This window comes from Sulfurimonas sp. HSL-1656 (assembly GCF_039645585.1).
GTDB classification, from domain to species: domain Bacteria; phylum Campylobacterota; class Campylobacteria; order Campylobacterales; family Sulfurimonadaceae; genus Thiomicrolovo; species Thiomicrolovo subterrani.
Window position 1 is genome coordinate 1,986,074 of the sequence record NZ_CP147915.1, and the last position, 12,957, is coordinate 1,999,030.

General features: G+C 59.9%; 12 protein-coding genes. 5 read left to right on the forward strand and 7 right to left on the reverse strand.

The window, feature by feature from the left end; translation table 11 throughout:
* Positions 1-36 precede the first annotated feature (36 nt).
* Positions 37-1,245, forward strand: coding sequence for an EAL domain-containing protein (locus WCX49_RS10310; RefSeq protein ID WP_345985003.1), 1,209 nt, complete (start codon positions 37-39; stop codon positions 1,243-1,245).
* On the forward strand, positions 1,246-1,737 hold the full coding sequence (locus tag WCX49_RS10315; protein WP_345985004.1) for a hypothetical protein: 492 nt from the start codon (positions 1,246-1,248) through the stop codon (positions 1,735-1,737).
* Here WCX49_RS10315 and WCX49_RS10320 read toward each other — a convergent pair.
* A complete protein-coding gene (locus WCX49_RS10320) occupies positions 1,728-3,035 on the reverse strand; it encodes an aminopeptidase P N-terminal domain-containing protein (RefSeq protein ID WP_345985005.1) in 1,308 nt (435 codons plus the stop codon). The genes WCX49_RS10315 and WCX49_RS10320 overlap by 10 nt on opposite strands.
* Positions 3,036-3,138: 103 nt before the next feature.
* Between WCX49_RS10320 and serS the strand changes: the two genes are divergently transcribed.
* On the forward strand, positions 3,139-4,383 hold the full coding sequence (gene serS / locus WCX49_RS10325; protein WP_345985006.1) for a serine--tRNA ligase: 1,245 nt from the start codon (positions 3,139-3,141) through the stop codon (positions 4,381-4,383).
* Positions 4,384-4,411: 28 nt separating this feature from the next.
* Here the strand turns inward: serS and WCX49_RS10330 are convergent, their stop codons facing one another.
* Complete coding sequence (locus tag WCX49_RS10330; RefSeq protein ID WP_345985007.1) at positions 4,412-5,701, reverse strand: MATE family efflux transporter; 1,290 nt, start codon at positions 5,699-5,701, stop codon at positions 4,412-4,414.
* 230 nt (positions 5,702-5,931) lie between these two features.
* Between WCX49_RS10330 and WCX49_RS10335 the strand changes: the two genes are divergently transcribed.
* Positions 5,932-6,609: a hypothetical protein gene (locus WCX49_RS10335; RefSeq protein ID WP_345985008.1), complete on the forward strand. Its 678-nt coding sequence runs from the start codon at positions 5,932-5,934 to the stop codon at positions 6,607-6,609.
* Positions 6,610-6,660: 51 nt separating this feature from the next.
* On the forward strand, positions 6,661-8,022 hold the full coding sequence (gene mgtE, locus WCX49_RS10340; protein WP_345985009.1) for a magnesium transporter: 1,362 nt from the start codon (positions 6,661-6,663) through the stop codon (positions 8,020-8,022).
* A gap of 20 nt (positions 8,023-8,042) precedes the next feature.
* On the opposite strand, the gene pssA is transcribed toward mgtE, so the two are convergent.
* The 5 genes from pssA to hisA are packed head-to-tail and all read right to left on the reverse strand — an operon-like array spanning position 8,043 to position 12,954.
* Entirely contained in the window at positions 8,043-8,789 is a 747-nt protein-coding gene (gene pssA, locus WCX49_RS10345) for a CDP-diacylglycerol--serine O-phosphatidyltransferase (RefSeq protein WP_345985010.1), read from the reverse strand.
* Positions 8,790-8,792: 3 nt separating this feature from the next.
* Positions 8,793-9,425, reverse strand: a complete 633-nt coding sequence (locus WCX49_RS10350; protein ID WP_345985011.1) for a hypothetical protein — start codon at positions 9,423-9,425, stop codon at positions 8,793-8,795.
* Complete coding sequence (gene ftsH / locus WCX49_RS10355) at positions 9,422-11,407, reverse strand: ATP-dependent zinc metalloprotease FtsH (protein WP_345985012.1); 1,986 nt, start codon at positions 11,405-11,407, stop codon at positions 9,422-9,424. The genes WCX49_RS10350 and ftsH overlap by 4 nt, the downstream gene beginning before the upstream one ends.
* Before the next feature lie 7 nt (positions 11,408-11,414).
* Positions 11,415-12,245, reverse strand: coding sequence for a 50S ribosomal protein L11 methyltransferase (locus tag WCX49_RS10360; protein ID WP_345985013.1), 831 nt, complete (start codon positions 12,243-12,245; stop codon positions 11,415-11,417).
* Entirely contained in the window at positions 12,238-12,954 is a 717-nt protein-coding gene (gene hisA, locus WCX49_RS10365; RefSeq protein ID WP_345985014.1) for a 1-(5-phosphoribosyl)-5-[(5-phosphoribosylamino)methylideneamino]imidazole-4-carboxamide isomerase, read from the reverse strand. The genes WCX49_RS10360 and hisA overlap by 8 nt, the downstream gene beginning before the upstream one ends.
* Positions 12,955-12,957: the final 3 nt, after the last annotated feature.

Consider the following 12,957-nt stretch of genomic DNA (forward strand, 5'->3'; position numbering starts at 1 on the left):
CCCACAGGAATAAATAGTGAACGGGAGTTCTTGAGAATGAAAACGACACACACTTTTGCGCGGCAGCCCATCGTGGATGCAGATAAGAACACCTTCGGCTATGAGTTTTTCTACCGCAACAGCATCGGTGAGAGCGGGTTTGAGAATGCGCGGGCCGCGACCGCAGCCCTGCTCGTGGCGCTGCTCAACCAGATCGGGCTGCAGAAAGCCGCCGAAAGGCATACCCTCTTTATCAACATCGATTCGTCGGTCCTCCTGACGGATCTCCTGCTTGCGGTGCCGCCGAAACCCTTTGTCTTCTCTCTCCCCGCCGATGCACAGCTGGGGACGCGGGAAGGGGAAGTCCTCAAAAAACTCTATGACCTCGGATACCGTTTCGCCCTTGAAAATGTAGACACGAAACAGGGGATGGGCGGCATTTACGACGCGCTGCTCCCTTATATCGATTTCATCAAGATCGACGCCAGCGCCACCGACAACGACCTGCTGCCGGCGATCGTCGAACGCTTCAAGGGCAAGCAGCTCATTGCCGAGCGCATCGAGATCGACGAGGTCCTCGAGGCCTACAAGGAGAAAGGTTTCCGGTATTTCCAGGGATTCGCCTGCGGCGCCCCAGTTCTCATGGAGTACAACCGTGTCGACCCGAAGCACATGGGGGTCGTCAAGATCTACAACATGCTCCTCGACGGCACCCCCATGGAACAGATCGCCAAGGAGATGCGCAGCCACAACGAGCTCTCGATGCAGCTGCTGCAGTACCTGCACTCCTTCTCGCTCGACAGCCCCTTCCCGAACCGTTCGATGGAAGAGATCATTATCAAGATGGGTGCCGAGCGGCTCAAGCACTGGCTCTCACTCATCATCTTCGCCAAAAGCGGCCAGGCGATCCGGGAGGACAAAAGCCCTCTTTCCAGCCTGATGGAACAGCGCATCGACCTGATGCACTGCACCATTACGTGCCTGCAGAGCGAAGACGAGCAGCTCTTTGAACGGGCACGCCTCATGGCCCTGATCTCCCTCATGGAGCCGGTCCTCGGTGTCCCGCTCAAGGCGGCGCTCAACGGCCTTCCCATCGAAAACAGCATCGAAGACGCCCTTGTACTGCACTCGGGACGCCTTGGGAAAATCTTCGGCCTGACGCTGGCCCTGGAAAAAGAGGACAGCGACCTTACACGCCTGCTGATGGACGAGCTGGGGCTGGAACCGGAGGTCCTCCCGACACTCAAAAACATGATCAAGATGTAAATGCGTCTTTTCCTCGCCCAGACGGCGACACTGTTCGACTACACCGGCATCCGGGACGCGTTCGCCCCCTGCATAGAGGGGCGCTGGCGCCCGGAAGCCTCCCTGCACGCCACGCTGCTCTTCCTGGGTGACCGCTTTCTCCCCGAACAGGTCATCGAAACCGTCCGCGGCTGCGATCTTTCCCTCTCGAATGCCTATATCAAAGGCATCGACCGATTTGCGCACAACCGTATCCTCTACGCCGAGAGCGATCACCCTACCCTGGTGGAAGGGCATCACCTGCTGAGCCATGCCTTTGCGATGACGCCCCACCGCCGCTACATTCCCCACGTCACGCTGATGCGCTACAAGAAGATCGACATCGGCTGTTTTGAAAGGGAGAAGATGAACACAGAAGCGGTGATCGCGGGGAAACTGGAGGGAACGCTGAAGCTGATGCGCAGTACGCTCACCCCCTCAGGCGCCGTTTACGACACCCTCCATCAGTTCTGAGCGCAGCGCGCCTCGATCTCCTCGACCGACTTCGCCACGGCCGCGCTGAGGTTCTCGTGCCCGCTCTCCGTCACGAGGATGTCGTCTTCGATCCGGATCCCGATGCCGCGGTACCGTTCCGGCAACGATGTATCCGAAGCCGGGAGGTAGAGCCCCGGCTCGATGGTGAGCACCATCCCGGGGGCCAGGACGATCTCATTCCCCTCCCCGTCAAAATAGGGGGCCTGGTCGTGGACATCGATTCCCATCCAGTGGCCGATGCCGTGGGGGAAATACTTTTTATGCGCCTTCGCCTCGATCAGCGCATCGACCTCCCCTTCCAAAATGCCGAGCTTCACCATCTTTTCACAGAGCATCCATTCGGCGTTTTTCTGCAGTTCGCTTTTGAAAACCCCCGGCCCGATCTGGGCGATGACGGCGAGCTGAACGTCAAGGACCGCTTCATAGACCTCCTTCTGGGCCTCGGTGAAACGGCCGTCGACAGGGAAGGTACGCGTGATATCGGTCGCATAGTGGCGGTATTCGCACCCCGCGTCGATAAGGACAAGCTCCCCCGCGTTAAGCGGCGCATCGTTTTTAATGTAGTGCAGGGTATTGGCATGGTCCCCGCCGGCGATGATCGTCGTATAGGCGTCGCTGTAGGCGCCGTTCTTGGTAAACATGTACTCATATTCCGCCTGGAGCGCATACTCCATCATCCCCGGCGTACAGACCGCCATGGCGTGGTGGTGCGCCGCCGCCGTGATCTCCAGCCCCGCACGGATCGTCGCGATCTCCTCCTCGCTCTTGAGCAGCCGCATCTGCCGCACCATCTGCGTGAGGTCGATCAGCTGGATCACGGGCCGTTTCGTCTCGCGCTTGTGGCGCAGTTTGTCCGCCGCGTCCCGTGCCGCTTCGAACCGTGCGTCCGTTCCGAAGATATCACCGTAGAGGCGCGGCAGGTTCTGCATCAGCTCCGGCAGTTTCTCCTCGAACGCCTCGACAGAGAAGACCTCGTCGACGTCAAACCGCGCCTTCGCCGCGTCGACGCCGGTACGCTTGCCCGTCCACAGCTCCATCTCCTCGACCTTCGGCTGCACAAAGAGCACACTCTTGTAAGTGTCGCTGCCGCGGACCAGCACGAGGGCGGCATTATCCTCTTCGAAACCGGTCAGGTAGAAGAAATCGCTGTTCTGACGGTAGGGGTACTCCGTGTCGTTGGAACGGGTCTTCAGCGTCGCCGTTCCCAGCACGGCGATCCCCTCTTCCATCTTCGACAACAGGCGGTCCCGCCTCTGTTTATAGGTCATTTCGTTCATGCCGTAATTGTAGCCCGTTTCGCTATAATTGCACAACTTTTACGGCGCAAAAAGCGGGCAGCAGCCCGCTGCCGCCCGGACAATCCACTTACCAGGGACCCAGATGATCGACCTCAAACTGCTTCAGAAAGATTTTGAAAACGTCAGTGCCGCACTGATGCGCAAAAAGGTCAGCCCGGAGCTGATCGACGAACTCAAAGCGCGCAACGAAGAACTTAAAACGGCAAAGGTCGCCTTCGAAGAGGCCCAGGCAGAGCAGAACCAGATGAGCAAGCTCTTTCCCCAGTATAAAAAGGAGGGGAAGGATGTCGGCGAGCTGAAAGCGAAGCTTGACGCGAACAAAGCCCGCATCGGCGAACTCCAGGAAGCGCAGCGCGACGCGGAGGCGGCCCTGGATGCGCTCGCGATGGGGATCCCGAACATGCCGGATGCCGACGTCCCGGACGGTGCGGACGAAAACGACAATGTCGAAATCGCCAAAATCCTCGAACCGCGCAGCTTCGCCTTCACCCCGAAAGAGCACTGGGAGCTGGCCGAAACCAACGGGTGGATCGATTTCGAACGCGGCGTCAAGGTCGCGCACAGCCGTTTTGCCGTGATGAACGATATGGGTGCACGCCTGGAACGCGCCCTGATCAACTTCATGCTCGACTTCAACCGCGAACGCGGCTTTACCGAGATGAGCGTGCCCGAACTCGTCAACAGCCGCGCGCTGGAGGGCACCGGCCAGCTGCCGAAGTTTGAGGAAGACCTCTATAAAACCGAAGGCGAAGACCTCTACCTCGTCCCGACGGCCGAGGTGCCGCTGACGAACCTCTTCCAGGACGAGATCATCCCCGAAGAGGCCCTCCCGGTCAAAATGACGGGCCACACGGCCTGTTTCCGCAAGGAGGCCGGTTCCGCGGGGCGTGACACCCGCGGCATCATCCGCCAGCACCAGTTCCGCAAAGTCGAGCTTGTGAGTATCACCAAGGCCGACGACAGCGACCGCGTCTTCGACGAGATGGTCGCCTGCGCCTCCGACCTGCTCAAGGCCCTCGAACTCCCCCACCGCCTCGTCACCCTCTGTACCGGCGACCTCGGCTTCGGTGCCGCGAAGACGATCGACCTCGAAGTGTGGCTGCCGGGGCAGAACACCTACCGCGAGATCAGTTCCGTCTCCAACACCCGCGATTTTCAGGCGCGCCGGGCAAAGATCCGCTACAAAGAGGGCAAGAAAAACATGCTCGCCCACACCCTCAACGGTTCATCCCTCGCCGTCGGCCGCACGATGGTCGCCATCATGGAGAACTTCCAGAACGAAGACGGCTCCGTCGAAATCCCCCAGGTCCTGCACAAATACCTCTGATCCTGAAAGGTTCCCGCAACGGGGACCGCTAGACCAACTCCTCTCTTCTGCGTAAAAACATCCAGGTCTGAACCGCGCCCCGGAACAGGAAGAAAAGCATGAAATTAATCCAGAGCGCATAGGTGAAATCCGTTCCCTTCGTCAGGTAAAAAAGCGCGAGGAAGAGCGCGGTCGAGTAGAGAATCGCGTTGCGCAGCGCTCTTGATGCCGTCATCCCGATGAAGACCCCGTCCCAGATAAAGGCGGCAAAGCTCAGCAGCGGTATGGCGACAACGTAGGGCATGAAAGGCAGCGTCGCATCGATAATGGGTTGCTGGTCCGTGTAGAGATGCAGGATCGCCTCGCCGAAGAGGCCGTAAAAGAGCATATACAGCAGGCTGAAACCGACGCCCCAGGCGAAGAGGTAACGGATCACGCGGTGAAAATCCTCCCATGCTCCGGCCCCGTAATAACGGCCGACGAGCGACTCCGCCGCGTTGGCAAAGCCGTCGAGACTATAGGAGAACCAGACGACGAACTGCAATAGAAGGATCATCACCGTCAGGGTCTGTTCGCTCTCTTTGGCCGCCTGGGAGTAGAAGAAGGCAAAGACGAAGGTCAGCGCCGTCGTGCGGATGAAGATATCCTTGTTGACGTGCAAGAAGCGCCCCAGTTCGCTGCGCTGCAGCATCGCCGAAAGGTTATAGGGGTGCAGACGCGCTCTGTACTTCAGCAGAAACGCCAGCGCGAGGAACAGCCCGGCGTACTGGGCGATGAGCGTGCCGTACGCCGCCCCCTCTATCCCCCATCCCAGCTCCATGACGAAGTAGTAGCTGAACACGATATTGACGAGGTTGATGCAGAGGGTGACCGCGAGCGGGATCACGGCATTCTGCATCCCGAAGTACCACCCCGTCAGTGCATAGAGCATCAGGACCGCCGGCGCCGTCCAGATACGCAGCTCGAAGTAGCGCATCGCCTCTTCCGTGTACCCCGTCCCGACGTTCATCAACGCGAAAGCCGTAGAGGCCAGAGGCCCCCGGAACAGCAGCAGCAGTCCCGCAAAGAGCAGCGTCACGAGCAGGGCGCGGTAGAGCGTCAGGGAGATACCCCGCGCATCGTGCGCCCCGAAAGCCTGTGCGGTCATGCCCGTCGTCCCCATGCGCAGGAAATTGAGCGAACCGTAGAGGAAGACGAAGATCATGCTCACCAGCCCCAGTGCGGCCAGTTCGGCACTCCCCTGGTGCCCCATCAGCATCGTATCGACCGCCGAGACCAGCGGCACGGAGATATTGCTGACGATATTCGGAATCGCAAGGGCGAAGATCTTTCTATTCATTGCGGCGCATTATAGTGTAAATGGTTCCCATGCGCGATCCTGTGCCCAGAACGCTTATCCATTTTCGCAGATCTCCCCCTCCTTTTCGGGATGCCGGGACGCCCTCTAAGCTCTGAAAAAGCCCTGTTTCAGGCGTCCTGAATTTTCCGGTTGCAAACGCCGAAAAAAAGAGTATGATTCCGAAAATATCACCGCTCCCGCTCTTTGGGCGGGGGAAAAGCAGGCCGTGTATGCCAACACGTCACTACCGCAAACTTTTCAGCGAACTCCGGCGCAGCCGCCTGCTCAAACTGCAGGCCGCCGTCCTCTTCGTGACGACCTTCATCGACTGGGTGCTGATGCCGTTTCTGACGAAACTCGAAGGGACGCACCTGCCCGTTTTCATGATCAGTCTCTATATGCTCCTGGGCGCATCGGACGGTTTCGTGCAGCCGTTTTTCAAGCACGTCCGGATTCACAACATCTATCTCTCCGTCATCCTCCTCGACCTGCTGCAGATCCTCGTCTACATGCTGGTACAGGTCGACATCGTCCTCTTTACCTACGTGATGCTCAGCATCTTCACGCTCCAGGCGATCACCTTTGAGATCTCGCGGGTCCATACAATCGATTTTATGAAGGAGGCGATCGACCTCAAAGACTACCTGATGCTGCGCTCCCTGATCATCTCCGCCGCCATTATCGCGGGCAGCCTCAGCTCTATGATCCTCGACGCGCTCGGGATCTCCCTTGCCGCCATCCTCAGCGGGCTTGCAGTGCTCGGGCTTTTTGCCGTCGTTATCGAATACCGGCTCTACCGCAAATTCAGGAAACTGCTGCAGGAGGGGGATACCTTCATCGTCAGGCAGACCGGCACCCTCGATAAAAAAGTATCGGTGTTCCACGACGACCCCGAAGCATCTCAGTAAGATTTTTGCGCCGCGCCGATAGGCTATAGAAAGAACTCCAAAGGAGAGTGTATGCCCGCCCCGATCCCGGATCTGATTGCATCCCTTGAAACGCAGATCGCGTGTTATGAAGACGGCCGGGAGGCCGACGTCCACCCCTACGATATCGCCGAGCTGCTGCTGCAGCTGCGCAGTGAAGACGAAGCCTCCTACCTTGCCCTCCTGTCGCGCCTGCCCGAGACCCTGCAGGCACAGGTCCTCGTCGAACTGCCGAAGCCGTGCCACGAGGAGATGATCGAACACTTTACGCCCGAAGAGATCGCCGACCTCACCAATACCCTCGACACCGACGATGCCGCGGAGCTTATCCGCAGCATCGAGGAGGTGGACGAAACCGTCGCCGGCGAAGTGCTCCAGAACCTGCCCGCTTCCGACCGCGAAACCCTGGAGACGCTAATCGCCTATGACTGGGAAGAGGCGGGGGCCTACATGCAGACCGAGCTCTTCTCGGCCTACATCGACGAACAGATCGGCGACTCAGTCCGGAGACTCAAGCGCCTCAAAGCCGCCAAGGAGCTCGACAACGTCTTCCAGGTCTACGTCACCGATCGCGACCGGACCTTCCTCGGTTCCATCCCGCTGGAGGATCTCATCCTCCTCGGCCCACAGGTTTCATACGAAACGCTGGTAGCCGAAGGCGTCAACCGCGTTGCCGTCCGGGCGACCGACGACATCAAAACCATCGTCGATATCGCCGAGAATTACGACATGAACGTCGTACCGGTCGTCGATGCCCGCGGACGGCTGCTGGGGCGTATCACCTCCGACGATATCTACGACATCATCGAGGAGCGTGCGACCGGGCAGCTCTACAACCTCGCCGGGGTCAGCGACACCGCGGAGCAGGAGGAGAGCCTGCTGCGCATCGGAAAGACCCGGGCCGTCTGGCTCGGGATCAACCTCGTCACCGCCGTTGCTGCTTCCGCAGTCATCGGTCTGTTCGATGCAACGATCCAGTCTCTGGTCGCCCTGGCCGTGCTCATGCCCATTGTCGCCTCCATGGGCGGCAACGCCGGAACGCAGACGCTGACCGTCACCGTACGGCAGATGGCCCTGGGAGACATCAGCGGCGGGGATGCCCGCGCGACCGTGCTTAAAGAGGTCTACCTCGCCCTGATGAACGGGCTGCTCTTTGCCGCCGTCATCGGGGTCGTCGCCTGGATCTGGTTTTCGATGCCCATGCTCGGCGCCGTCATCGCCGCTTCGATGGTCATCAACCTATTCTCGGCAGGTTTTTTCGGTGCACTTATCCCCCTGCTGCTGCAGAAAATGCAGATCGATCCCGCCGTCGGTTCCTCCGTCCTGCTGACGACGGTCACGGACATCGTCGGCTTCTTCAGTTTCCTAGGGTTGGCGAGTCTGATTCTGCTCTGAAAAACGCTGTTTGAGGGAAGTTACTTCTTATGGCGGCGGCGGTAGCGGCGCAGCAGGGTATAACGCTGGTAGAAAAACCATGTGGCACGCAGCGGGCCGTAGAGAATATAGAGGGTGAAAAAGAGGGCTACGCCCTCGATGGGATAGAGGAAGATCAGCGACGCCGTCACGAGCAGACCCACCAGGACCCGTTTGACGTGCATGGCATGCATATCGATCTTTTTGAAACTGGGATAACGGATATTGCTGACCATCAGCAGCGCCGTCACCAGCGCACCGACGAGGATGATCCAACCGTAGGTGGCATGGCCGCCGTATTTCGTAAAGAGCAGCACCAGTACGGCCGCAAACGTCGCCGCAGTGGGAATAGGCACCCCGATGAAGACCGAAGGTTCCGACTGCGCGGTCATCACGTTGAAACGGGCCAGTCGGATCGCACCGAAAATGACGAAGAGCGCACTCACCAGCACACCGAAACGCCCGTACTCATGCCCGGCATAGAGGTAGATGAGCATCGCAGGGGCCGCGCCGAACGCGATGATATCGGCCAGGGAGTCGAACTCGACGCCGAAACGGCTGCAGGTATTGGTCAGGCGGGCGACGCGGCCGTCAAGCCCGTCAAAGATCAGGGAGAGCAGGATCATCCACGCGGCGAAACCGAAACGCCCCTGCGTCGCGGCGATCATACTGTAGACGCCGGCGAAAACGCTTGCGGCGGTAAAGAGGTTCGGGAGCAGAAAAGCGAGCGAGCGCGACGGCGTTGCCATGGATTACCTCATGTATCCCAACAGGGTCTGGGTCGCGTAGACCCTTTCACCCGGGTTGACCGCGACCCGTGTCGAGGCCGGCAGCGCGAGGCGTGTCACTCCGTGGGTCAGTACCCCGTAGCGTTCGCCCCGCATGCGGCGCTTCCCGGGAAGCGTCGTGTCGATCAGCAGCGCGAAGGGGGTGAGCGTAAGCATATGCGTCAGGCGGACGCTCCGCCCCTCTTCGTCTTCAAACACGAGCGATCCCCGTTCGTTGAGGGTATCAACAAGTGCAGAGCGGCGTGGCAACCGCGTCCCCCGGGTCACCGTCTCGAAACTGGAAACGCCCTCCACAAATGGTACCGTCAGCAGGGCCGCATCGAACCAGCCCGTTTCGATCTCGACGAGAACGCTGCCGTCGGAAAGGGTATCGATCGCCGTCACCCTTCCGTCGCAGGGCGCGGTCACACTCCCCTTTTCAAAATAGGCCGCCGTGCGGGCCGGTTTGCGGTACTTCCACAATAATGCACCCGCCAGGGCCAGGAAAAACCATGCCGCCAGATCCCAATCGAAAAAGGCGCAAACCAGGGCCGCCGCTGCGGCAATGCCTAACGGCCGCCACCCCTCTTTGACGATGAGATCTGACAAGGCGTTCATGACCGCTCCGTATCGTCCTCTTGCATCGCAGTGGCCTGCGACATGTCTTCCGAGACTTCACGGTTGGCTTCGGCTGCCGCCGATTCGTCCAGCAGCGTCTCCATTCCGTTGGCCGTCTCAAAGCCGCGGATAATCTCGCGGACTTCGGCGCCGCTGATGTTCTCGCGCTTGTACAGCAGGGCGACCATATCCTCGATCGCGCCGCGGTAGGTTTCAAGACGCGTCTTCACGTCGACGTAGTGCTCTTCGAGCGTCTGCTTGATAAACGTATCCATCTCCTGGGCCATCTTCTCGCTGTACTCGCGCGCCTGGCTCATCCCACCGCCGAGGAAAGTGCTGCGCTGGCGCTCAAGGACCATCAGGCCGGCAACGTCACTCATACCGTACATCTGCACCATCGCCTTGATAATGTCGGTTGCACGCTCCAGGTCATTGCTCGCGCCCGTCGAGATCTCGCCGATAAAGACCTCCTCGGCCGCCCGGCCGCCCAGCAGGACATCGACTTCGGCCAGCAGCTCGTGCTTCTGTGCCAGGTACTTGTTCTCCTCGGGCGTATTGAGCGTATAGCCCAGCGCCGCAAGACCGCGCGGGACGATGGAGACCTTGGAGACCTTCTTCGCCCCCTTCGTCGTCTCCGCCAGCAGGGCATGGCCGCTTTCGTGGTAGGCGACGATGCGCTTCTCTTTTTCGTCGATGCGGCGGCTCTTCTTCGCGAGACCGGCAATGGCACGCTCGACCGATTCGCGGATATCGCGCTGTTTCACGCTCTTCTGGCTCTTGCGTCCTGCGAGAAGCGCCGCTTCGTTGATGATGTTGGCAAGGTCCGCCCCCGCCAGGCCGGCGGTCAGGCGGGCGATCTCCTCGAGATCGACATCCTCGTCGATCTTGATCCCCTTGACGTGGACTTTCAGGATCGCGATACGCCCCTCGTAATCGGGCTTGTCAACAAGCACCTGGCGGTCGAAACGGCCCGGGCGCAGGAGTGCCGGGTCGAGGATCTCCGGGCGGTTCGTCGCGGCCAGGATGATAATAGGCGTATCGGTGCTGAACCCGTCCATCTCGGCGAGCAGCTGGTTGAGGGTCTGCTCGCGCTCGTCGTTGCCGCCCATCATACCGCCGGCGGCACGGCTCTTACCGATAGCGTCGATCTCGTCGATGAAGATGATGGAGGGAGCATCCTTCTTCGCCTGTTCGAAAAGGTCGCGGACCCGCGCGGCCCCGACCCCGACGAACATCTCGATAAAGCTCGAACCCGAGACGGAGAAGAACGGGACATCCGCTTCACCCGCAACGGCCTTCGCCAGAAGGGTTTTACCCGTACCCGGGCTGCCGACCAGCAGGACCCCCTTGGGGATCTTGGCACCCAGTTCGACGTAGCGCTCCGGGTAACGGAGGAAGTCGACGATCTCGTGGACCTCCTCTTTGGCCTCTTCCGCCCCGGCGACGTCGTCAAACTTCGTCTTCGGTTTTTCGGAGTTGACAAGCTTCTTGGCGTTCCCCATACCGAGGATGCCGCCGCCCATGTTCTTCTGCATGCGGCCCGCCATGAACATCCAGATCGCGATGATGATCAGGAACGGCAGCAGCCAGCCGAACATCTCCGTGAACCAGTTGGACTCGGAGAAACCGCTGTAGTCGATCTTCTCTTTGTCCAGCAGCGGCACGAGGGTATCGTCGTTGGCGACCTTGCGTGCCGTGTAGGTGATCTTCTGGCCGTTCTGCTCGCCCAGCGCCCGGATATAGGACTGGCCGATTGCCACTTTGGAAATGGTGTGGCTCTCGATAAGACCTTTGAGCTCGGAGTAGCTGACTTCCTGCGTCTTGCTGACGCTCTGTCCCATCACGCCGTTGCCGCCCTGCTCCCCGATGAGGGCTTTGAAGATCAGGATGACGACGACCGAAAAGATCGCGAAGGTGATCAGGGGGTTCTGGTTAAAAAAGTTCTTGTTATTGTTTTCTTGATTATTGTCTTGTTGCGCCATAAAATCATTATCCTTTTGGTGTCACGACAAGGGTGACCCATTCCTCTTTTGCGATTCGCTCCGCGACGTCCATATCCGCGTAAGCCTCCACAATTTTAGCTTCATATTTATCCAATATGCCTGAAAGAATCAGCCTGCCGCCCGGCCGCAACAGCTTTTTCAGCTCGTCGGCGATAAAGACCAGGACGTCTGCGACGATATTGGCGATGACAACGTCGTACGTCGCCGTCGCCTGGGCCGCGGAACCCTCCCAGATATGCCGAAGGTCAACATCGTTGAGTTCGCAGTTCTCCAGGGTGTTGGCGACCGAAACCGGGTCCGTATCGCAGGCGTCGACCGTTGCGCCGAGTTTGCAGGCGGCGATGGAGAGGATGCCGCTGCCGCAGCCGACATCGACGACCTCGTCGCCCGGTTCGACAAAGCGTCCGACCGCTTCGAGGCAGGTCGCCGTCGTGGGGTGGTGCCCCGTACCGAACGCCAGGGCCGGGTCAATGGCGATGTTGATGCGCTCGGGGTTCGGATCGCTCCAGGTCGGGTGAACGTAGAAAGGCTCCACCTCGACCGGGGTGACGCTCTCCTGATAGGCGCGCACCCAGTCCTCGGTCCGTTTCTTTTCCAGGGTCATCTCGACGTCGATGCTGCTCCCCAGCGCCTTCTGCAGCGCCTCGGCAAACTGCTCCAGCCCCCACTGCATGGTGGAGAGGTCATCCTCGCTGCGGACGACAAAGCCCGCGTCGGTCTCTTCGAAACCGACCGGAAGGGTATCGGCCAGGAAATCGGCAAAGAGTTCACGGTGCGACGAGGGGTTGACGGTCAGTTCATAGTAGATCTCATCCATTACCGTACACCTTGAGTACCTCTTCGAGGTCGATCGTCCCTTCGTAGAAGGCCTTTCCGATGATGACGCCGGCGACTTCGTCCGTCACGGCCAGCGCCGCCAGGTCGCTGTCATCGCGGACCCCGCCGCTGGCGATCGTCGGGATGCCGGAAGCGCGGGCGATGTCGAGGGTAAAGTCGACGTTGACGCCGCTGAGCGTCCCGTCACGGCCGACATCGGTGCAGATGATCGCTTCGACGCCCGCATCGGCAAAAGCCTTGGCCAGGTCCGTCGCTTTCATTTCGCTCACTTCACCCCACCCTTCGACGGCGACGTAGCCGTCAATGGCGTCGATACCGACGACGACGGGATATTTGGCCGCCATCGCCTTGACGAATTCCGGGTCCTTGACGGCGATGGAACCGAGGATGACACGGTCGATGCCCAGGTCAAGGTAGCGTTTGATCGTCGCTTCGTCGCGGATGCCGCCGCCCAGTTCCAGCTTGACGCTGCAGTTCTTGCGGATCTTCTCGATCTGCTCCAGGTTCTTCGGTTCCCCGGCGAAGGCGCCGTTGAGGTCGACGAGGTGGACCCATTCGGCCCCCAGCTCCTCGAAACGCTTGACAAGTTCCCAAGGCTGGGAGGAGTACACCTTCGCACTCTCCATCAGCCCCTTGGTGAGGCGGACCGCCTCGCCGTCTTTCAGGTCGATTGCCGGTAATAACGTCATACT

What these genes read in the sequence shown, in the direction of transcription:
- WCX49_RS10310 (WP_345985003.1), top strand. Translation starts at nt 37, where the DNA reads ATGAAAACGACACACACTTTTGCGCGGCAGCCCATCGTGGATGCAGAT.
- WCX49_RS10330 (WP_345985007.1), bottom strand. Translation starts at nt 5,701, where the DNA reads ATGAATAGAAAGATCTTCGCCCTTGCGATTCCGAATATCGTCAGCAAT.
- WCX49_RS10350 (WP_345985011.1), bottom strand. Translation starts at nt 9,425, where the DNA reads ATGAACGCCTTGTCAGATCTCATCGTCAAAGAGGGGTGGCGGCCGTTA.
- WCX49_RS10315 (WP_345985004.1), top strand. Translation starts at nt 1,246, where the DNA reads ATGCGTCTTTTCCTCGCCCAGACGGCGACACTGTTCGACTACACCGGC.
- WCX49_RS10335 (WP_345985008.1), top strand. Translation starts at nt 5,932, where the DNA reads ATGCCAACACGTCACTACCGCAAACTTTTCAGCGAACTCCGGCGCAGC.
- WCX49_RS10320 (WP_345985005.1), bottom strand. Translation starts at nt 3,035, where the DNA reads ATGAACGAAATGACCTATAAACAGAGGCGGGACCGCCTGTTGTCGAAG.
- ftsH (WP_345985012.1), bottom strand. Translation starts at nt 11,407, where the DNA reads ATGGCGCAACAAGACAATAATCAAGAAAACAATAACAAGAACTTTTTT.
- pssA (WP_345985010.1), bottom strand. Translation starts at nt 8,789, where the DNA reads ATGGCAACGCCGTCGCGCTCGCTCGCTTTTCTGCTCCCGAACCTCTTT.
- WCX49_RS10360 (WP_345985013.1), bottom strand. Translation starts at nt 12,245, where the DNA reads ATGGATGAGATCTACTATGAACTGACCGTCAACCCCTCGTCGCACCGT.
- mgtE (WP_345985009.1), top strand. Translation starts at nt 6,661, where the DNA reads ATGCCCGCCCCGATCCCGGATCTGATTGCATCCCTTGAAACGCAGATC.
- hisA (WP_345985014.1), bottom strand. Translation starts at nt 12,954, where the DNA reads ATGACGTTATTACCGGCAATCGACCTGAAAGACGGCGAGGCGGTCCGC.
- serS (WP_345985006.1), top strand. Translation starts at nt 3,139, where the DNA reads ATGATCGACCTCAAACTGCTTCAGAAAGATTTTGAAAACGTCAGTGCC.